Origin of the sequence: Myxococcus sp. RHSTA-1-4 (assembly GCF_020037125.1) — a bacterium.
Taxonomy (GTDB): Bacteria; Myxococcota; Myxococcia; order Myxococcales; family Myxococcaceae; genus Myxococcus.
In genome coordinates, this window is sequence record NZ_JAIQDG010000008.1 from 247,046 (window position 1) to 266,809 (window position 19,764).

Consider the following 19,764-nt stretch of genomic DNA (forward strand, 5'->3'; position numbering starts at 1 on the left):
GGAGAGTCATCTTGAAGCGCATCCCCTGGATGGCAGGCCTCTTCCTGCTCCTGGCCGCCTCCGCCAGCCGGGCCGGCGAATTCGCCGGAGACCAGCTGGTCAAGACCTCGGCGTCGTATTTCGAGTTCTCGGAGGACGGCTACCTCTGGCCCTTCAACGTCACCTGCAGCCAGACGAGCTTCGAGCCCGCGTCGCCGGTGCAGATTGCCCCGGGCTCCGGAGACCCCGGCGCGCCGACGTCGAACCCGTTCACCTTCGCCACGTGCCCCATCTTCGACTCGAACGGAGATGGCCAGGCCGAGTTCCATTTCAGCCTGAGGTTCAACTCCCTGAGGGACCTGGGCCGGAAGACCATCGTCTGCAACGGCACGCACGTGGACCCCGCCTACTGCTGGAGCGCGGTCTCCCCACCGTGCAACGTCGTCTGCGACCTGTCGAGGGTGAGCAACTTCCGCAGCCCCGCCGTCTTCCGCATCAACGTCGTCAACTCGCCGCCCAACGCGAGCCCGAGTCACACGCCCACGCCCGCGTGGAACGCCACCGTCACGCTGCGCGCCAACTCGACGGACCCGGATGGCGGAGGGCTGAACCACGCGTGGCGCATCGTCAGCAAACCGCCCATGTCCACCGCCACGCTGGCGAACGCGAACACCGCCAACGCCACCATCACCTTCACGAGCGACCGTGACATCGGCAGCTACCAGTTCGCGGTGGACATCTCCGACAACGAGGGCGAGCTCAAGACCTTCACCCACTCCTTCAGCGTCCCCAACGTCCCGCCGAACATCACCGTCGCCGGAGCCACGGAGCTTGACGCCAACACGCCCATCAACCTCACGGCGTCCCCCACCACGGACGTGGACGGTGGTGCGCTGACCTTCACGTGGGACATCCTGGAAGCGCCTCCCCGCTCGGGTCTCGCGCCAACGACCGGCTACGCCACCACGCCGGGCATCAACATCCCCACCACCGGCCTGCACGTGGGCACCTGGCGCTTCCGCGTCACCGCGCGTGACAACGAGGGCGACACCGACTCGGAGACCGTCACCGTCACGGTGCGCAACCTGAAGCCGCGCATCGCGCTCACGGGCCCCACGGAAATCGACGTGGGCCAGACGCTCCAGGCGGCCACGTCCGTCCTCACGGATGACGACGGCGGAAACCTCACCTTCAAGTGGGAGCTGTTCCAGGCGCCCCAGTCCGCGGGCGTGGCCCCGCTCACCGTGCTGTCTTCCATCGCCTCCGTCAGCCGTCCCACCACGGCCAGCTCCGCCGGCACGTGGATTGTCCGGCTCACCGTCACCGATGACGAGGGTGAGTCCGTGCACGAGGACCGCTCCATCGTCGTGGATGACGTGCCCACCGCGAGCATCACCGGGCTGTCCGTGGCCCACCTGCTGGAGTTCCCCCTGGTGCTGGACGGGCGCGGCTCCAACGACCCCGACTCGCCGTGCCCCACCCAGGCCCACCGCTGCCACGTGACGGATGGGAGCCCCGTCCGGAACATCTCGCCGGGCATCGTCCAGTACACCTGGTACGTGGTGGACATCCCCCCGGAGGCCTGGGGCGCGTACACCACGGGCCGCGTGGATGAGGTCTTCTTCGTCCCCGCGAACCAGTCCACGCTGTCTCTGGACTGGGCGGACATGGAGCCGGGCCAGTGGCAGTTCGAGCTGGAGGTGCAGGACGGCGAAGGCAACGTCGCGCGCACCCGGCACACCGTCACCGTCGTCCCGCCGCAGACGCCGCCCACCGCCGTGGTCAGCGGGTCCGCCTGGTACCTCGTCAACCTCGCCGGGGTGCTGCCCGGCGCCATCGTGGTGGATGGCTCCGCCAGCTTCGACCTCGACAACCTGACGACGGGCACTCCCGGCTCGGGCCTGGGGATTACGCAGTACGCGTGGTCCGCGGTGCCGCCCGCCGGGTGCACCGCGCCTTCGCTGCCGAGCGCCCCCTCGGCCAGCGTCCTCACCCTCTACGCCGCGGGCGCCACCGTGCCTCCGGCCTGCCAGGGCTTCTGGCGCATCCGCCTCACCGTCACGGATGACGACTCCTCCCCGCTGACGCACTTCGCGGAGACGGGGGTGACCATCGGCAACTGCGTCTCCGGCGTCTGCGTGGATGCACCCACCACGCTCACGCCCGCCATCGTCCAGTCCTTCGACGGCGCGGACATCGACATCTACTACCACATCGATTCGACGCTCTACGAACACCCGGTGTTCAGCCTCGGCATGTACACGTTGCTGGAGGTCCTCCCCACCGGAAGCGGCACGCCCGTCTACACCGCGATGGAGCTGAGCATTCCTCCGATGAGCAAGGGCCTGCCCCTGGTCTTCAACTGGAACGGGTACACGCACGCGGGGACCCGGCCACCCACCGGCCGCTATGACGTGCGCGTGACGCTGCTCGACTTCGCGCTCGCGCCCACTGCCTTCTCGGGCTTCCAGCCCCAGGCCATCCAGACGGAGGTGGTCACCCTCCAACTCGCCAGCAGCGCGCCGCACCTCGAGCGCTCGAGCGTGGTGGCGGGCACGGGCTCCGTCACGTTCGACTACCGCGTGGATGGCGCCATCTCCATCGACAGCCTGCAATGGCGGGTGCGCAACGGGGCGGGCAGCGTGGTGACGAGCGGCAACACGCCGAGCCCCGCCGCCCTGGGTGCCTTCTCGTGGAACGGCCGGGTGGGCGCGACGCCCCAGGCTCCGGGCCGCTACGAGATGGAGCTGGAGGCGTTCCGGAGCGGCCGCTCGCTGGGCGTGTCCCCGCGTGTCCCCTTCTACCTCTACGAGCTGGGCCTGGAGGTCCCCGGCCACGCGATTCCCGCGACCGGCCTGCCCGTCGCGGTCAACTCGGATGATGACGATGCGAACGGCGTCGATGACTCGGCGCAGTCGCCCGCGCCCGCCGGGGAGAACGACCTCGTGGCCGTCACGCTGCGCTTCCAGCCCCGAGTGGACGGACAGCTCACCCTGAGCTCGGACGGTGCGGCCCTCTTCAAGGTCTGGACGAGCTCGGCCAAGACGCAGCAGCTCGTGCTGCCGAAGACGTTCAACCTCCCCGCGGAGGCCGTGCCCGCCCAGGTCTACATCGAGGGCCTCCTTCCCGGCGCGCCGCAGCTCCGGGTGGAGTACCAGCCGCCCACGGGCGCCGCGCTGCCTCGCAAGGAGCTGAAGCTCAACCTCTGGCACCTGGCGACCCTGAAGGACGCCAACAACGACTTCCGCATCACGGGAGCCGACGCGCCGACCTCCTTCGTCCGGGTGGGTCTGTGGGACGGTGCCTTCCGGCTGGCGGCGGACGGCTTCGGCCTGGTGGACACCCTCTACAACGAGTCCGACCAGGTGCGGCTGGCGGCCTCCGGCAACCCGGAGAACTTCATCGGCCGCGACTCGCGCCGCTTCTACTACCAGCTCACCGACGCGGCGCGGAACACGAACGCCGGCACGGTGGAGGAGTACGCCCTGGAGTGGTTCACCACGGAGGCGGACGGCGTCACGAACCAGGACTACCCGGCCACGAACCGGACCCTCACGCTCACGGAGACAGGGCCGAACACGGGCGTGTTCGTGTCCCAGGCGGTGATGGTGGTGGCGGACCCGGTGGACCGGGACGTCGCCACCAACACGGGGCTCACGGCCCACCCGGGCGCCGCGGCCTACGACGCGGCGGAGCACCGGGTCCGCCAGGTGAAGAACCCGGACGGCCGCGTGGTGGCGAGGTACCAGCCCGTGGACCCCGCGACTCCGGCCAGCCTGCTCAAGACGCCGCTCTTCCAGCGGTCCGTCGAGGAGCGCCGCGCGATGACCGTCCGGGTCTTCAACTTCCAGGACCCCACCAACCTGGGCATCGCGGCCATTCCCGCGGCGACGGTGAACCAGGTCACGCAGCTCATCCAGGAGCGGTACATCCCCCTGGGGATTCGCGTGGAAATCATTCACAACCCGGTGACGGATGTCATCAGTTTGCCGGCCGGCAGCGCGGTGAACCTCAACAACGTCGCCGGCTTCACGGGAAGCATCGGAACGCTCGCGCCCTCGGCGGACCAACAGGCGCTCATCAACCTGGCTCGCGGCGTGGACCCGGCCGGGCCCGCCAACGCGGACACCCTCTACCTCCTCTTCGTGGGCAACTTCACGTCGGGTGACCGGGGCCAGTCCTTCCCGGATGGGTGGATTCCCGCGGGCTCCGCCGCCAGGAACTTCGTCTTCGCCGCGGGGCGGGCCCCTTCGCTCGACTACACGGGCGCGCACGAGGTGGGCCACATGCTCACCAATGCCACGCTGACCCATGCCCAGGCCGCTGGCACGGAGGCGGGCTGGGCCGGCGGTGGGCACTACGGCGGCGCTCATGACGTGTTCAACCTGATGCGGAACGGGACCATCAGCAGCGTCCCGCTCCAGCACTCGAATACCAAGCGGCTGTGGGACGACACCGCCGTGCACACCGTCCAGCAGATTACCCGCGCGCGCTCGACGCGCTTCCTGAGGAACCCATGACTCGCCGCCTCCTTGCTGTCCTGGCGCTCACCCTCTCCACCGTGGCGGGCGCCCAGTCCAACGCCGTGAAGCTCGGCCGTGACTTCGCCACCGACGATGCCCACGCGCGGCTCATCGCCTTCAACCGCTTCGAGGAGGAGGTGGCGCCGGAGGCGCGGGCCTCCGCTCTCTCGGACCTCTGGGAGTCCGTGGAAGGAAGGCCCGAGGCGGAGGCCGTGCGCGCCACCGTGCTCGCCTACCTGATATCGCGGCCCGCGGAGAAGATGCCGTGGGACGCGCGCCTGGGCCGCCACGTGGCCGAGGCGGGCAAGGCCCCGAGCCCGGGGCTGCGGCGGCTGGCGCTGAACACCTTCACGCGCCGCGGGCCCCAGCTCGCGAAGGAAGAGACGCTCTCCTTCCTGGACGACTCGGATGACGCCGTCCGCGAGCTGGCCATCACCGAGGTGTCACGCTGGTCGGACGGCAAGAGCGTCCTGCGGGACTACGTGACGAAGCACTCCCGGTCCTCGAAGCACAAGGGCTCCGTCGCGCGGGCCCGGTTCCTCCTCGACAAGTAGTCTCCTGAAAGGACTTCCTCCGTGAGTCTCTCGTTTCCTCCGCACCGCCGCCGCGCGGTACGGCGCCCCCTTGCCCTGCTCGCGGGCCTTGCCCTCGTCTGGAGTCAGACCTCCCTGGGCGGTGGCGCGGCCGACGCCGGCGCGCCCCATCCCGTCACCGGAGGCTTCCTCATCCCCTTCGGCGTCGGAGTCGACGAGCTGAACGGGCGCGTGCTGGTGGCGGACACCGCCAACCGGCGCATCAAGTACACGGACATCTCCACCCTCGCGGGGGGCAGCCCCACCTGGTCCGAGGCCGGCTTCGTGGCGGACCCCACCCAGGAGCAGGCCCTCAACCAGCCCCAGGGCGTGGCCGCGGACGCGCAGGGCAACCTCTACGCGCTGGACAGCGTTGGCGGCGAGGTGGAGCTGTACCGGTGGAACGCCGGCACCTCCAGCTACACGTATGACCCGGCCTTCGCGTCCACCACGCGCAACGTCGTGGCGGGGCTGACCATCACCCAGCCGAAGGACATCACCGTGGGGCCCATGGGCCGGGTGTACCTGCTCGACTCGGGCAACAGGCGCATCCTCGTGGCGGATGGCCCGGATGACACGAGCTGGGACGTCGCCCTGTCGGACCCCACGTGGTTCGGCCCCAGCGGCTTCGACGTGGGGCCGGATGGCACCTTCTACGTGGCGGACACGGGCAACAACCAGGTCATCAAGATTCCCCCGGTGGGCGCGCCCCTGCGCTTCGGCTCGTTCGGTACGGGCACGTCGCAGTTCCGCAGCCCGCGCGACGTCGCCGTGGCGCCGGACGGGATGATGTGGGTGGCCGACACGCAGAACCACCGCGTCACCGTCTTCCGCGCGGACGGCAGCTACGACTCGACGCTGGGCACCGCGCCGCTCTTCACCTCGCCGCAGAAGCTGGAGATTGACGGGCTGGGGCGCGTGTTCGTCATCGACTCGGACGCCGCGCGGCTCGTGGCCTTCCTGGGCTCGGGCGGGCCGGTGCCGTTCGACCTGTACGTGAGCGACTTCCTGGGGGACACCGGCACGGAGCCCACCGGGGCCTCCCTCACCCTGTCCTCTCCGGACATCCTCGTGCGGCACCGGCCGGATGTGAACCTGGCCACCGCGGCGCAGCACGGGCTGGGGTACTACGCCTTCCAGCAGCCGCGCCACGGCGTCAACAACTACGTCTACGTGATGGTGCGCAACCGCGGCGCCTCGCCCGCCACCAACTCCGCCGTCCGGCTGTACTGGGGCGACCCGGCGACGCCGCTCGTGTTCCCCGGTGACTGGAGCGAGGGCGGCTTCTTCGAGAGCTACTCCAGCCCCACCGTCAACGTGCCCGGCAACATCGCCTCCGTGCCCGCCGTGCCCGGTGCCACGGCGGCGGGCCATGGCGTCACCGTGGTGGGCCCCATCCTCTTCCGGCCGCCCCCGCCCGAGGACGCCGCCGCGAGTGATGGCCGCTTCGTGCTGATGGCGCGGGCGTCCAACCTCTATGACCGGCTGACGCCCGCCACGGGACTGGACGAGGTGCGGAAGAACAACAACCTCGCGCTCCGCCCCATCGAGGTCTCCCGGGGCCCGTTCCCCGACGGCGTCCAGGACACGCTCGTCCTCCGGGTGGACTTCCCGGACATCACCGGCAGCGCGGACGAGGCCACCGTCGCCACGCGCATCGACGCGCTGACGCAGTGGATCAACGAGGTCAGCTACAACCTGGCCACGCTGCGCCCCGTATTCACCGCGCCCCTGCCGCTGACGCGCACCAGCTCCCAGTACTACACCGGCGAGCAGACGCCGCTGGTGGAGCTGGCCACGGACGCGCTGGACGGGCTGCTGGCCCGCGAGCCCGGCGCGCTGGATGGCCCCACCGCGGACACCGCGGATGACATCGACCGGGTCATCCTCGTGGTGAACGACCCGGGCTTCACGCGGGACTGGGCCACGACGGGCAGCTGGCCGTACACCGTCGGGGGCACCACCCGCTGGCTCTCCGTCTCCATCCAGGGGCCCTCCAACTCCCTGGCGCAGTACGCGCACGGCTACTCGCACCAGTTCGGCCTCGTGGACCTGTTCGCCCACGAGAACGTGGAGTTCCCCATCGCCGAGCCCGCCAACCGCTGGGACAACATGGCGCTGCCGTTCGAGGGGGCTCACCCGCTCGTGTGGTCCAAGCAGCACGCCGCGTGGGTGACGAGCAGCGGCGGGCAGATTCTCTTCATCCCCCGTCCGCCTGGGAGCTCGCCCCGCACGGGCCAGCCGGCCATTCCCGTCAGCTTCCAGAGCACGCTGGTGGCGGGGCAGTACGGCGCCATCGCCATCGGCCTCACGCCCGGCGTGTCGTCCTTCGAGGACGAGACGCACTTCTACTGGGTGGAGGCGCGCACGCCGACGCTGGCGAACCGGGACCAGACGGTGCCGGGCAAGGGCGTGCTCGTCTACTACGCGAACAAGGCCATTCCCCAGGGCCAGGTGCCCGTCGTCATCCGGGACCGCACTCCCGCCACCACGGTGGGCGACGCGGCGCTGGGCGTGGGTGACACGGACTCGCCCCCCGGCACGGGCATCACCGTGCGCGTGGCCGCCGAGCGCCCGTCCAACGGCGGTTATGACGTCACCGTCGATTACACGCCCCCCGTCGACTACAACGTCCGCATCCGGGTGGGGGACCCCGCGTGGACCAGCCCGGACATCTGGGTGGACAACCAGGAGGACGGGGGCGGCTACAACACCACGCAGGTGGACGAGCAGCCCATCGCCGAGCAGGACAACCGCATCTACGCCCGCGTCTACAACGACGGCCCGGCGGACGCGTACGACACCGAGGTGCGCTTCCTGCTGTCCGCGCCGTACCACACCGTGGGCGGAGAGGGCTCGTTCGACCTGTACAAAATCGTCTACATCCCGGTGATTCCCGCGGGTGAGTACCGGGACGTCTACGTGGTGTGGAAGCCCACGGGCGTGGACGACCCGCACAACTGCGTGAAGGTGCAGCTGCGCCGGATGAGCTCGGACACCAACACCCACGACAACGACGCCCAGGAGAACCTCTGGGTGAAGGAGTCCAGCCACGCCAGCCCGTATGACGTGGTGGACTTCGGCTTCCAGTTCAGGAACGCGGGCGAGAAGGAGCAGCTCGTGTACTTCCGCTACGAGGGCCTGCCCTCGCACTGGACGCAGGACTTCGGGCCGAAGAAGGCCGTGGTGGCCCCGGGCGAGCTGCTGGAGGGGCGTCTCAAGTTCCAGCCCGACGAGAAGGACGAGGACTGCGTCGCGCACGACGCCCACGTCACCGCGTGGACTCCGCGCGGGGACACGCTCGTGCGGCTGGGGGGGGCCACCGTGCGTGTGCCGCTCCGGCGCCGCACCACCGTGTTCATGGAGACGGTGGTGGACAAGGTCTCCTGCAAGGAGTTCCCCGCGTATCACCAGGAGCCGGACGACAAGCGCAGGGTCTACTTCTACCATCCGGAGAAGGCGCCCGAGGTCTGTGCCCTCATCTACGTGAAGGGCTATACGAAGCCCGCGCGGCCCAACGAGAAGTTCCTCGTGCGCTACGCGGACACCGAGGGGAACCCCGTCTACCAGACGGTGATGACCAACAGCTCCGGCGAGTTCGAGGACTACCGCCTCACCGTGGAGGGAGGCCTGTGGTCCGCCACGGCCATCTACCCGGGCGACGGGAAGTGCAGCGGCTCCGCGCGGACGCGGGCCGTGCTCGAGGTTCCGCTCGACTATACGGGCGACCAGGACCAGGACGGGCTGCCGGACAAGGAGGAGGTCCAGGGCGACGCGGATGGGGACGGCCTGCCCAACACGCTGGATTCGGACAGCGACGGGGACGGAATCCCGGATGGCAAGGAGCCGCCCGGCGATGACGACCAGGACGGCGTGGACAACGTCGTGGACAGGGACAACAAGGGGTAGCGCGGGAGACGCGAGCGGGCCGAGCCATCCGGAGTCAAACCCCGGATGGCTCAGGCACCACCTCGACGGCCGCATCCCCGCGCCAGCGTCCGGCGAGCTGACCCTTGTCGTCGAAGGCGAAGCACCACACGGCGTCGAGCGGGTCCACGGGAGGAGCAACCCTGTACGACCTTGGCGCGCCGGGCGGTGTCCGGAGCGAGCTGATGGAGAGTGTCGCGCCCGGCGCCTTGTCTTTCACGTGAGGGCGCTTGGTCAGGTGGAGCCGGGGCTCGGCGGCGAGGAGCTGGTCGGCTCCATCACCCGGGTCCATTCGTGGCAGGTCCGACCTCTCGAACGGGGTACAGACCCAGAGGCGCTCTACCGTCCCAGGGGCTCCGAGAAGGCCAGGGTGCAGTGCCTCCCGCGAGCCATGATGTGGCACCTTCAATCCCGTATGCCGGGCGAGCCCGGGGTGACGGGTGTCCACGGAAGCCCACCCGCTCTGGAGCACCGTTCCTCGCGGGTTCTTCCAGGGAAGGTCCGCGCCCAGGAGCAGCCGTGTCGCGCCCCACGTCACTTCGAGCACGGCGCTGAGCTCATTCGCCTGCTCTTTCGGAAGCGTGCCGAGCAGTGCGCTGATTTCCGAGCTCGTCGGGGCGAGACACCGGACCGTCGCGGGGCCTGGAATGAGGACCTCGCCGTCCCTCAAGGGAACGAGCCGCGTCGCCCCGGTCGTGACGAGGCGCTGCATCGCGTTCAGAGCGGAGATGACGGTGCGAGAGGCGATGTCCTTGTTGGTCACCCCCGACGAGAGGAGGTCTCCGACACGCCGGGCCAGGTCCTGCTCGGGAGGTGGATTGCCTGTCACCGCCACAACGGGTGGCCGGAGTACGTCGAGCAACTCGCCAAGGCCGGCGGCATGGTCGTCATGCGGGTGCGTGAGCACGGCGGCGAGGAGTGGTTCTCCTGGTGAGCACCAGCGCGAGATGATGCGCTCTTGCGGAAGGGCGGTGCCGACCTTGCACGCATCAATCGTGAGCCAGCCCTGTCCTGGAAGGGCAAGCGCGAGCGCCTCGGCCCCATGCCCGGTCGTCCCACCCGGGCCGCAGACGAACAGGTACAAACACCCCGCCGGAAGTGGCGAGCCGAGCTGGTCGAGTCGGGCTGCTGGAATCATGCCGACGGAGCTCCGCTCGTGCCGAGCCACTGGCGCACGTAGCGGAGTGAGTCGAGCTCTTCTTCCACGGTGGGTCTTCCGGAATCGAGGGGGCGGGAAGGCCAGTGGAACAGCCTTCTCAATCCGCCCTGGTATTCCGCGAGGATGACAAACGCGTCGACTTGCGGTGAGCGTCCGCGCGCGGCCTTGCGCCAGTCGGAGTGTGAGAGCTCGATGCCCTGGAGTTCCCTGGCCTCTTGCTGCTCGGGTGACTCGGCGTAGACAAGCTCGATACCCGCCTCATCTACCCGGCGCAGACGCCCTGGATGCCATGCCACCAGCGCGCGGCCGTCCTCTTCTTCCGGAACGAAGGCGGGCAGTCTCCAGCGGTCCTCTGGAGGAATGGAGGCCGGGTAGACCGACTCTCCGAGCTCCAGGACTTCCACCGCATCGGCTACACGCGCGGCCAGGGCGCGGAGCACGTTGCTGGTGGACACCACCTCGGTGGGAATGAGTCCGAGCACCTCTTGTGCCCGCTCGACCTCACCCACCCCGAGCCACGCCTCGACCACCCAGCGGTGGAGCGAGTGCGCGAACCGGGCATCACGACTCACCTGGACCTCGTTCGGGTCGAGCGTCACGAGCGCCCGGCGGAATGCGTCTTCGGCATCACGGAACCGGGTTCGGTGGATGAGGAACGTGCAGAAGCGGGCATGCCACCAGACGTTGTGTGGACGCTCGGTGATGGCCCGCTCGTAGTGTATTTCGACTTCCTCGGGCTGTAGGGCGGCACGGTCCAGGTTCCAGGCGTAGTAGTGGTGCGCATAGTCGTCGCGCTCGAATTTCTCCCAGCAACGCCGGTACACCATTGCCGCGTCCTCGAAGCGCTCCTGCTCCCGGCTGAGCGCTCGCCCGAGGTCCCAGTAGAACTCGGGTGCTGGCAGGTCCAGCGTGGTGAGCTGCTCACGCGTGTATCCGCCGGTGTGCGCCCGGTGGTGCATCTTCTCGAGCCACGGAATCACCTTCTGTGGCTCGAGAAGCTCTGGTGTCAGGGCACCATCCATCTGCGCCCAGGTCTGCTCGAAGCGCGCGTGGGTGTCGAGGTCGGCCCTGCTCAGTCTCTCGTCCTGCGCACCCTCCGCGAGGAGCGCACGTCGGACGGGTTCACTCAGTCGGACCCTGCCGTCGTTCGTCTCGTACCCCAGTCCCACGCGAACGAGGTCCGCGACGTCCGTGAGCGCGGGAACGGCGCTCAGGAGCTTGTCCCATGGGAGTGCGAACCTGGCGAACGCTGCCCGGCGAAGCGCAGGCGCATGTGCGTGCCGCGCCAGCAGTGGACGCAGTCTCCTGATGAGGGGTTCAAGCTGGGTGTGTTCCTGACTGACGAGTGAGCGCAGCAGTCGGGCGACGTCGGCGGGCGAGTCACCCAGCGAGGCGAGCGCGACACCCAGTCGCAACTGAGGCGGCGTGGGCCTGCAGCCCGCGAGTCCATCACGAATGTGGCGGAAGTCATCCCGGAGGCTGTTCCAGGGCGCGTCGTCTTCCAGGGCCCGAGCGTCGAGCTCAGGGACGGCGAGGTTGAGTTCATGCTGGGCACGGTGACCCAGGTCGCGGAGCACGTCCCGCCGATGCGAACCCGCCAGTACGAGCACGCGCAGGAAGGGTACGGACCGGAGTGCGAGTCCAAGCTGGCGGATGAGGCTCGCGGCCCGGTCCGAGAGGGTCTGTTCGACGGAGCCAGGTTCTTCCCACGAGGGGTGCATCCGCAGCACGAGAATCCGGTCGCGCTCCTGGAGCCGCTCGAGGCTGGAGGTGAGGGACTCCACCGTTGAGTCGGAGAGAAGCTCCAGGGAAGCCTTGCCCTCACGCGCGAGAATCGCGAGCTGGAGCCGGGCATGCGCGACAGCGTCCGGAGACGTCAGCGGCGCCGCTCGGACCACGGCGAGCTGGTTCGGAAATCGTGCCTGGAGTGCTTCGAGGACCACGTCTCGCCCAGCACCCTGCCCACCGTACAGCCAGACGAAGCTTCCCCGTGGCATGAGGAACTCGGCCGCCTGCTCGGCCTTCCGTCGCATGGGTCTGGTATCGACGAGCGCCATCGGTTCATTGATAGCACGCGGGAGACGGCCGCGGCTGATTGGGGTGACCTGACAAGGAGGGCTCGCCAGGAGTTTCGTGCAACCTCTTCCCGGCATCGTTCACCGGTGGATGCGCGCCTCTGAGTCCCATGTCTGAACCCCCTGCGGTCCACGTCTCCTCGCGCTACACACGGTGGCCACCCTCTCCGCCCAAGGAGCGAGCCCCGTGTCCATTCGTCCCCCCATCCTGGCCCTCTCCGCCCTGCTTGCCTCCGCGCCGGTGCTCGCGCAGTCCGTGCAGGAGCGCCGCGCGGCCGAGCCGCTCGGCATCGCCATGGAGGGCTTCCCCTCCCCGTACCCCGTGCGGTTCCTGCCCGTCACGCTGGAGGGGCAGGACCTCCGCATGGCCTACATGGACGTGAAGCCCACGGGCCGCGCCAATGGCCGCACGGTGGTGCTCCTCCACGGAAAGAACTTCTTCGGTGCGTACTGGCAGAGCACCATCCGCGCCCTCTCCGGAGCGGGCTACCGCGTCGTCGTGCCGGACCAGGTGGGCTTCGGCCGCTCCTCCAAGCCGGACATCCACTACAGCTTCCACACGCTCGCCTCGCTGACGAAGCAGCTGCTGGATTCGCTCGGCATCCAGGAGACGGCGGTGGTGGGGCACTCCATGGGGGGCATGCTCGCCACGCGCTTCGCGCTCATGTACCCGGAGGCCACCACGCACCTCGTGCTGGAGAACCCCATCGGCCTGGAGGACTACCGCGAGAAGGTGCCCTGGCAGTCCACCGAGGCGTACTACCGCGAGCAGCTCAAGGCCACCGAGGAGGGCACTCGCAAGTACCACCAGACGTACTACGTGAAGTGGAAGCCCGAGTACGACGTCTGGGTCCAGCTCTTCGCCCGGCAGCTCCCGAGCGGCGAGTATCCGCGCCTCGCCTGGGTGTCCGCCGCCACGTCGCAGATGATCTACGAGCAGCCCGTCGTCCACGAGTTTCCCCGCGTGAAGCCGCGCACCCTGCTCGTCCTCGGCCAGGAGGACCGCACCTTCATCGGCCGGGGCAAGGTGCCGCCCGAGGTGGCGGCGACGCTCGGCCAGTACCCCCAACTCGGCAAGGCCGTCGCGAAGGCCATCCCCAATGCCACGCTGGTGGAGCTGCCCGGCATCGGCCACATCCCCCACTTCGAGGCGCCGGAGAAGTTCCACTCCGAGCTGCTCGGCTTCCTCGGAAAGTGAACTCCGCCCTGCCCCCGGGGCTGTGGGCAACTTGGGGATGGTGCCCACTCCCGGGGTGAAGGTGGCCCGCTGCTCCCGTCTCAGGCGCCCGGAGTAGAATCTCCCGGTCCGGGGCCGGGAGCCCTGGCTCCTATCAGGGGGGCATCATGAAGAAGCTGCTCGGACCGATGCTGTACGTGGCGGACTCGCAGTCCACGGACACGTGGGCCTTCTCCGTCAACCTGTACCTCGCCGGCACGGACCCCACGAAGCCCCCGCCGCTCCGGCCCGTCTTCCTCGACATGAGCGGGGCGGAGCTTCCCGGCGCCGTCGAGCCGCAAGCCGAGGTGGCCGCCGACTTCTCCGGCCTGAAGAGCCCGGCGGCCGGTGTGCTGTGGAAGTGGCGCGTGTCCCTGCGGCGGGAGGCCGCCCCGAAGCGCGTGGCCTACCGCTTCGTCCCCACCGACGGCGCCGCCCCGCTCCAGGGCGTGGACGACGTGACGGACGTCCTCATTCCGGAGCGGGGAGGCCTGCCGCGCGCGGCCTTCTTCTCCTGCAACGGTGGCGGCAGCGCGGATGCGTGGAACGCGGTGTCCAAGATGGGCCGTCCCTTCGGCTGCTGGGACGACATGAAGGAGCAGCACGAGGACCCCGCGGGCGGCTTCCACCTGCTTATTGGCGGTGGAGACCAGGTGTACGCGGACTCCATCTGGTACGCGTCCAAGGAGCTGGTGGAGTTCCGCAAGCTGCCGCGGGAGGAGAAGCTCGTCTGCGAGCTACCCGCCGGCTTCCACGACGAGATGGTGGCCCGCTACGTGGAGCTGTACTGCGAGCGCTGGGGCGGCGCCTCGGGCATCGCCCCCATGCTGGCGCGCGTGCCCGGCCTCTTCACCTGGGACGACCACGACATCTTCGACGGCTGGGGCTCGCACGAGAAGCTCCAGGCCAGCCCCTGGTACCGCACCCTCTACAGCGCGGCGGCGTTGGCCTTCGAGGCCTTCCAGCTCGGTGGGCTGAGGACGGCGGACAAGACGCCTCGCGAGCGCAAGCCCGGGGAGACCCACTACCTCCAGACGGTGCGCTTCATGGGGAGCGAGTGCGACCTGGACGTGGTGGCGCTGGATTTGCGCAGTGGCCGCACCACCCGCGTGCGCTCCAGCGGGAAGGTCGAGTACTCGGTGATGAGCGACGCGCAGTGGGCGGGCCTGGACGCGTGGCGCCGCGAGCACCGGGAGCGCCCGGAGATGGGCAAGAAGCACCGGCACGTCGTCGTCGTGTCCTCGGTGCCGCTGGTGCACCTGCGCTTCGGTCAGGCCGCCGAGGGCGTCGGGGGTTTGATTGAGCTTCGCGACGACATGCTGGACCAGTGGGAGTCCCACGTGCATCGCGGTGAGCGCTCGCGGCTCATCATGGACCTCTTCCGGCTGGCGAAGGACTCGTGCTGCGCGGTGACGGTGGTGTCGGGCGACGTGCACGTGGGCGCGCGGGGCCTCATCCGCTCGCGCAACCCGGAGCACCTCCCCCACGGGCTGACGGAGGCGACCATCGAGCAGGTGACGTCCTCCGCCATCGTCCACCCGCCCCCCGGCCTGCTCGAGTTCCTGGGCATGCGCATGCTGGCCGCGGAGGGTGTGGAGGACCTGCCGTCCTTCGTGCAGACGGAGATGCTGCCCGTGGGCAGCGACCGCTACCTGCGCGAGCGCAACTGGCTGTCCCTGTGCGTGAAGCGGCCGGGCAGCGCCACCACCTCCCGTCCCAAGCTGTGGCTGCGCTGGGAGGCCGAGCGCACCCCCGTCTCCATGCAGGTGGTGGTGGAGCCTCCGCCCCTCCTGTAGGCCCGTGGTCCTGGAGACGGTGAAGCGGGTGTCTACAGGTACGGCTGGAGGATTTCCTGGGAGTAGGAGCGCCCGTAGCCGTCCAGGGAGATGGGCCGGCCGATGGCGACCGTGTCTCGCGTCTCGAACAGGTCCGCCGAGAAGTCGGTGGACCTCGTGGTGGACCGGGAAGAGGTGCTGGACTTCGCGGGCTCGTGCGTCACGTCACGCTGGGCACCCTGGAGCGCCTTCAGCGGGTCGATGAGGTTGCGGGTGTTGTAGCCCCCATTCGCGCTCTTCCAGAGCTCGACGTGGACGTGGTCGGCGTTGCTGCCCTTCCAGTCCGCCACGCGGGCGACCGTGTCCCCCGCCTTGACCTTGTCTCCGACCTTCACCTTGGCGGGGTCCACATGCCGGAAGACCCAGACCTTGCCGTCCTTGCCCTGGACCTTCACCGTGCCGCCGAAGACCTGCCCGGTGCTCTTCTTCGAGTGCGTCACCTGGATGACCTTGCCGTCCTGGGGCGCGCGGACCTTCGTGCCCGGCCTGGCGAACCAATCCAGGCCCCCATGGACGTAGCCGCCCTTGCCGTTCGGCACGCCTTCCCGGCCGTCCGGGATGTTGTAGCCGGAGCGCTTCGGCAGCGGCTTGTCGAGCGGAGACACCAGCTTGGGGGACTTGCCCTCCGACTTGGGGCCCTTGCCCGTGCCGTTCGTCTTCGGGCCCTTGCCCTCGTGGCTTTCGGTCCGGGTTCCAGACGTCTTCGTGCTGTGCGAGTGGCCGGCGTGGGAGACCTTCATGGTGGATGACCTCAGTGGGTGGGGACTATGTGGGGGCCGTGAGCCTTACTGTCTACATTGTCGGATTCACGCTCCATGAGTTGCTTATAGGCGCACATTTCGTGCGAATTTCTTCCATGTAGGACCTTGAGGAATGACGGGGGCTTCCGCCGGGAGGGGTGGCCTCACCCTGCCAGGGAGGCGAGGGGCCGATGCTCCCAGGGGTGGCATCCGGGCATGCGGGGGCCCGCACCGTCGCGGGAACCTTGGTGCGCCACGCGCGCGCTCCGACATTGAGCCTCGTAGCGGTACGCCGGCGTGGGGAGCCTCCCCGCGCCCTTCGACGAGGAGCGCGACATGCCCAACCGGAAGTATGACCCCCTGAAGGGTGGCAAGGAGAACCCCACCAAGCCGCCGTACGCGAAGGACCGGGTGGAGGGCGGGCTGGAGGCGGATGACACCCTGCCGCTCTACTCCGCGGACTCCATCCGCGACACGCGTGAGCAGAAGTTCGCCCTGGACAGTGACGCGCCCGCGGGCGGCGACGTGCCCGACATCCGCAGCCCCATCGACGAGGCGGACGAGCTGGAGCGCGAGCGCCAGGGCCGCGAGAAGGCGGCCAGGCGGCAGGCGGGTGAAAGCGACTAGCAAGAGCGGAGGCCGCACCGGTGCTCCGGTGACGGCGCCGTGCCTCGCGGCGAGCGCGCCCGCGGCCAATGGCGGCTGCGCCGGCGCTTCCGCCCGTGAAGACCTCCACGCCGGGGCCCGCGCGAACACGCGGACCCCGGCGTGGTGATGACTACCGCGCCGCGCTCGGGGCCGGCGCCGCGTCCGGCTCCACCGGCGTCAGCTTGCCCAGGTTGAGCGCGCCCACCTGCTCCTGGATGGTGGCGGGGTCGCCCACGAGCACGAGCTGCATCGCGGCCGGGTTCAGGTACAGCTCGGCCACGCGCTGCACCTCGGCGGCGGTGGCGTTGCGCAGCCCTTCCACCGTGCGCTTGAGCTCATCCAGCGGCCGGCGCTGGAAGTAGATGGACGCGGCGCTGGAGCCCAGGCCCTCCACCGTCTCGAAGCCGGCGGGGATGGCGCGGATGAGGCCCTCGCGCGCGGCCTCCAGCTCCTTCTCGGTAATCGGCCGCTGCTGGAGGCCGGACAGCTCGCCCATGACCTCGGTGAGGGAGGGCCCCGTCACGTCCTGGCGCACGGCGGTGAACGAGATGAGCGGCCCCACTCCCAGGCGCGTGTCCAGGAAGGCGTACGCGCCGTAGCTGTAGCCCTTGGCCTCGCGCAGGTTCATGTTGAGGCGGCTGCCGAAGAAGCCGCCGAACACGGTGGTGGCCAGGTTCAGCGCGTGCTCGTCCGGGTGCCCCGAGGCGAGCCCCGGACGGCCCACCAGGACGACGGTCTGCGGCAGCTCCGGCTTGGGCACCACGCGCACCAGCTCGCGCGGCGGCGCGGCGGGAGTGGGCGGCGCGGGCGGCGGCGCCGCGTTGCCCTTCCAGGCGCCCAGGTGCTTCTTCGCCAGCGCCACCGCCTCGTCCAGGGTGATGTCCCCGGTGAGGATGAGCGCGGCGGCGCGCGGGCCGGAGTGGCGCTGGTAGAAGCCCTTCGCGTCCGCCAGCGACAGCGCCTGCACCGTCTGAGGCAGGCCGTCCGACATGTGGCCGTACGGGTGCTCCTCGCTGAAGATGGCGGAGAGGCCCGCGAGCTGCGCGAGCACGTAGGGCGAGCCGAGCTGCCTCGCCAGGTCCGCGAGCTGCTGCTTCTTGCGCCGCTCGAAGGCCTTCGGGTCGAAGGTGGGCCGCAGCACCATGTCCGCCAGCAGCGCGAGCGCCGGGTCCACGTTGCCCTTCAGCACGCGCACGCCCACCTGCGCGCCATCCGGATTCACGTCCACCGAGGGGGACACGCCCAGGTCGGCGAAGGCATTGTCCAGCGCCACCGTGTCCCGCTTGCCCGCGCCCTCCAGCAGCATCTGGTAGGACAGCTCGGCCAGGCCCTCCCTGCCCTTCGGGTCCTGCGAGCTGCCGGAGGCGAAGGCGACGCCGGCGAAGACGAGCGGCAATTCCTTTCGCGTGCTGACCAGCACGGTGAGGCCGTTGTCCAGCGTGGCGCGCTCGAAGGTGGGCAGCACCAGCTCCGGCGGCTCGCCGGGCCTGGGCGGCGTGGCGCGGAAGGCCTCGGGGCCTGTCGCGGCGGGAGGCTGCGTCTCGGCCGCGGTCTTCCCCAGCTCGGGCGTCTCCGGGCTGGGCGGGGGCGGCTGCGGGGTGCTGGCGCAGGCGGCCAGCGTGGTGACGAGCAGGGCGGTGAGGAGGCGGCGCATCAGTGGCGCTCCTTCGTTTCGGTGGGGGCCTGCCGGCGGGCCGGCGGCACGGCGTGGAGGATGACTCGCGCGTTGGCGGGCAGCGTGTCGCGCGCGAACTGCTTCACGGACTCGGGCGTCACCTTCTCGTAGCGCGCCAGGTCCTTCGCGATGAAGTCCGGCTCGCCGGCGAAGTGGTTGTAGCTCTGGAGGACATCCGCCTTGCCGCCGAAGCCGCCCACGGCCTGGAGGCCGGCGAGCATGCGCGTGTCGTAGCGCGTGCGGGCGCGGGCAATCTCCTCCGGGGTGACGCCCTTCTTGCGCACCTCCTCGAGGACGGCGTCCACCTCCTTCTGCAAGGCGTCCGTGCTCACGCCGGGGCGGGCCACCACCTCGATGGAGAAGACGGACTGGCCGCCCTGGCTCTGCTGGGTGGCGCTGACGCTCTGGGCGAGCTGCTTGTCCAGCACCAGCCGGCGGTAGAGGCGGCTGGCCTTGCCGGTGGCGAGCGCGGTGGCCAGCACGTCCGCGGTGGCATCCCCCTCCTGGAGGTACGCGGGCGTGTGCCACTGCATGGTCAGCAGCGGCAGCTGGGCCACGCGCTCCTCCTCGCGGATGACGACGGGCGCGGTGAGCTTCACGGGCGTCACCTTGGGGAGCGCGGGCTTGGGCGAGCCAGGCAGCGTGCCGAAGTACTTCTCCACCAGGGCCTTCGTCTTCGCGACGTCGAAGTCACCGACGATGGTGAGCGTCGCGTTGGACGGCGCGTACCACTTGCGGAAGAAGTCCTTCACGTCGTCCAGGGTGGCGGCGTTCAGGTCCTCCATCGAGCCGATGACGTCCCCGTGGTACGGGTGCGGCAGCGGGAAGAGGGCCTGCCAGGCCTTCTCGCGGGCCAGCCCGTAGGGGGCGGTCTCCACGCCCTGGCGGCGCTCGTTCTTCACCACCTCGCGCTGCGTGTCGAGCTTCTCCAGCGTGAGGGCGTCCAGCAGGAAGCCCATGCGGTCGCTCTCCAGCCACAGCGCGGTCTCCAGGTGGTTGCTGGGGACCGTCTCGAAGTAGTTGGTGCGGTCGAAGCTGGTGGTGCCGTTGAGGTCCGTCCCACCAATCTGCTCGAGCAGGGAGATGTGGACGTCATCCGCCACGTTCTTCGAGCCCTGGAACATCATGTGCTCGAAGAGGTGGGCGAAGCCGGTGCGGCCGGGCTGCTCGTGGTACGCGCCGACGTGGTACCAGATGTTGACCGCCACGATTGGCAGCTTCCGGTCGACGGAGAGGATGACCTCCAGCCCATTGGGCAGGGTGTATTTCTCGTAGGGAATGGCGAGCGCTTCGCGGCCGGGCGCGGGCGGCTTCGCCTCCTGGGGGGACTGGGCGAGCGCCGGCAGCCCGAGCACGACAAGGGCTGCGGCGACGAGGGCCTTCATTCGATACAAGGTGCCTCCGGGGCTCGATGC

11 protein-coding genes are annotated in these 19,764 nt (G+C 69.7%); 6 read left to right on the forward strand and 5 right to left on the reverse strand.

The genetic code is table 11. The features are described from left to right. The first annotated feature begins 11 nt into the window (after positions 1–11). The 3 genes from K8638_RS14240 to K8638_RS14250 are packed head-to-tail and all read left to right on the forward strand — an operon-like array spanning position 12 to position 8,983. Complete coding sequence (locus tag K8638_RS14240) at positions 12–4,499, forward strand: Ig-like domain-containing protein (protein ID WP_223755055.1); 4,488 nt, start codon at positions 12–14, stop codon at positions 4,497–4,499. Then, positions 4,496–5,056, forward strand: coding sequence for a hypothetical protein (locus K8638_RS14245; RefSeq protein ID WP_223755056.1), 561 nt, complete (start codon positions 4,496–4,498; stop codon positions 5,054–5,056). Before K8638_RS14240 ends, K8638_RS14245 begins: the two co-directional genes overlap by 4 nt. A 21-nt stretch (positions 5,057–5,077) precedes the next feature. Continuing rightward, on the forward strand, positions 5,078–8,983 hold the full coding sequence (locus K8638_RS14250; RefSeq protein WP_223755057.1) for a hypothetical protein: 3,906 nt from the start codon (positions 5,078–5,080) through the stop codon (positions 8,981–8,983). Positions 8,984–9,017: 34 nt separating this feature from the next. Here the strand turns inward: K8638_RS14250 and K8638_RS14255 are convergent, their stop codons facing one another. Continuing rightward, positions 9,018–10,139 (reverse strand): MBL fold metallo-hydrolase, encoded by a 1,122-nt coding sequence (locus K8638_RS14255; RefSeq protein ID WP_223755058.1) that lies wholly within the window; start codon positions 10,137–10,139, stop codon positions 9,018–9,020. After that, positions 10,136–12,217: a hypothetical protein gene (locus K8638_RS14260; protein WP_223755059.1), complete on the reverse strand. Its 2,082-nt coding sequence runs from the start codon at positions 12,215–12,217 to the stop codon at positions 10,136–10,138. The genes K8638_RS14255 and K8638_RS14260 overlap by 4 nt, the downstream gene beginning before the upstream one ends. A gap of 205 nt (positions 12,218–12,422) precedes the next feature. Here K8638_RS14260 and K8638_RS14265 point away from each other — a divergent pair, with 205 nt between their 5' ends. Both K8638_RS14265 and K8638_RS14270 read left to right on the forward strand, forming a co-directional pair. Beyond that, on the forward strand, positions 12,423–13,433 hold the full coding sequence (locus K8638_RS14265; protein WP_223755060.1) for an alpha/beta fold hydrolase: 1,011 nt from the start codon (positions 12,423–12,425) through the stop codon (positions 13,431–13,433). Positions 13,434–13,579: 146 nt separating this feature from the next. Then, on the forward strand, positions 13,580–15,247 hold the full coding sequence (locus K8638_RS14270) for a hypothetical protein (protein ID WP_223755061.1): 1,668 nt from the start codon (positions 13,580–13,582) through the stop codon (positions 15,245–15,247). A gap of 32 nt (positions 15,248–15,279) precedes the next feature. Here K8638_RS14270 and K8638_RS14275 read toward each other — a convergent pair whose 3' ends face one another. Then, positions 15,280–16,026: a M23 family metallopeptidase gene (locus K8638_RS14275; protein ID WP_223755062.1), complete on the reverse strand. Its 747-nt coding sequence runs from the start codon at positions 16,024–16,026 to the stop codon at positions 15,280–15,282. A gap of 336 nt (positions 16,027–16,362) precedes the next feature. On the opposite strand from K8638_RS14275, the gene K8638_RS14280 reads away from it, so the two are divergent. Further along, positions 16,363–16,653 (forward strand): hypothetical protein, encoded by a 291-nt coding sequence (locus K8638_RS14280; RefSeq protein WP_223755063.1) that lies wholly within the window; start codon positions 16,363–16,365, stop codon positions 16,651–16,653. A gap of 151 nt (positions 16,654–16,804) precedes the next feature. On the opposite strand, the gene K8638_RS14285 is transcribed toward K8638_RS14280, so the two are convergent. After that, the gene (locus tag K8638_RS14285) at positions 16,805–18,328 is read right to left on the reverse strand and encodes a pitrilysin family protein (protein ID WP_223755064.1); all 1,524 of its coding nucleotides are present in this window, start codon (positions 18,326–18,328) and stop codon (positions 16,805–16,807) included. Beyond that, positions 18,328–19,734: a pitrilysin family protein gene (locus K8638_RS14290; protein WP_223755065.1), complete on the reverse strand. Its 1,407-nt coding sequence runs from the start codon at positions 19,732–19,734 to the stop codon at positions 18,328–18,330. Before K8638_RS14290 ends, K8638_RS14285 begins: the two co-directional genes overlap by 1 nt. Between the last annotated feature and the right edge of the window lie 30 nt (positions 19,735–19,764).

Bases quoted from the DNA above. Each gene is read 5' to 3' on its own strand.
- K8638_RS14245 (WP_223755056.1), top strand. From the start codon at position 4,496: ATGACTCGCCGCCTCCTTGCTGTCCTGGCGCTCACCCTCTCCACCGTG.
- K8638_RS14255 (WP_223755058.1), bottom strand. From the start codon at position 10,139: ATGATTCCAGCAGCCCGACTCGACCAGCTCGGCTCGCCACTTCCGGCG.
- K8638_RS14260 (WP_223755059.1), bottom strand. From the start codon at position 12,217: ATGGCGCTCGTCGATACCAGACCCATGCGACGGAAGGCCGAGCAGGCG.
- K8638_RS14270 (WP_223755061.1), top strand. From the start codon at position 13,580: ATGAAGAAGCTGCTCGGACCGATGCTGTACGTGGCGGACTCGCAGTCC.
- K8638_RS14275 (WP_223755062.1), bottom strand. From the start codon at position 16,026: ATGAAGGTCTCCCACGCCGGCCACTCGCACAGCACGAAGACGTCTGGA.
- K8638_RS14280 (WP_223755063.1), top strand. From the start codon at position 16,363: ATGCCCAACCGGAAGTATGACCCCCTGAAGGGTGGCAAGGAGAACCCC.
- K8638_RS14285 (WP_223755064.1), bottom strand. From the start codon at position 18,328: ATGCGCCGCCTCCTCACCGCCCTGCTCGTCACCACGCTGGCCGCCTGC.
- K8638_RS14290 (WP_223755065.1), bottom strand. From the start codon at position 19,734: ATGAAGGCCCTCGTCGCCGCAGCCCTTGTCGTGCTCGGGCTGCCGGCG.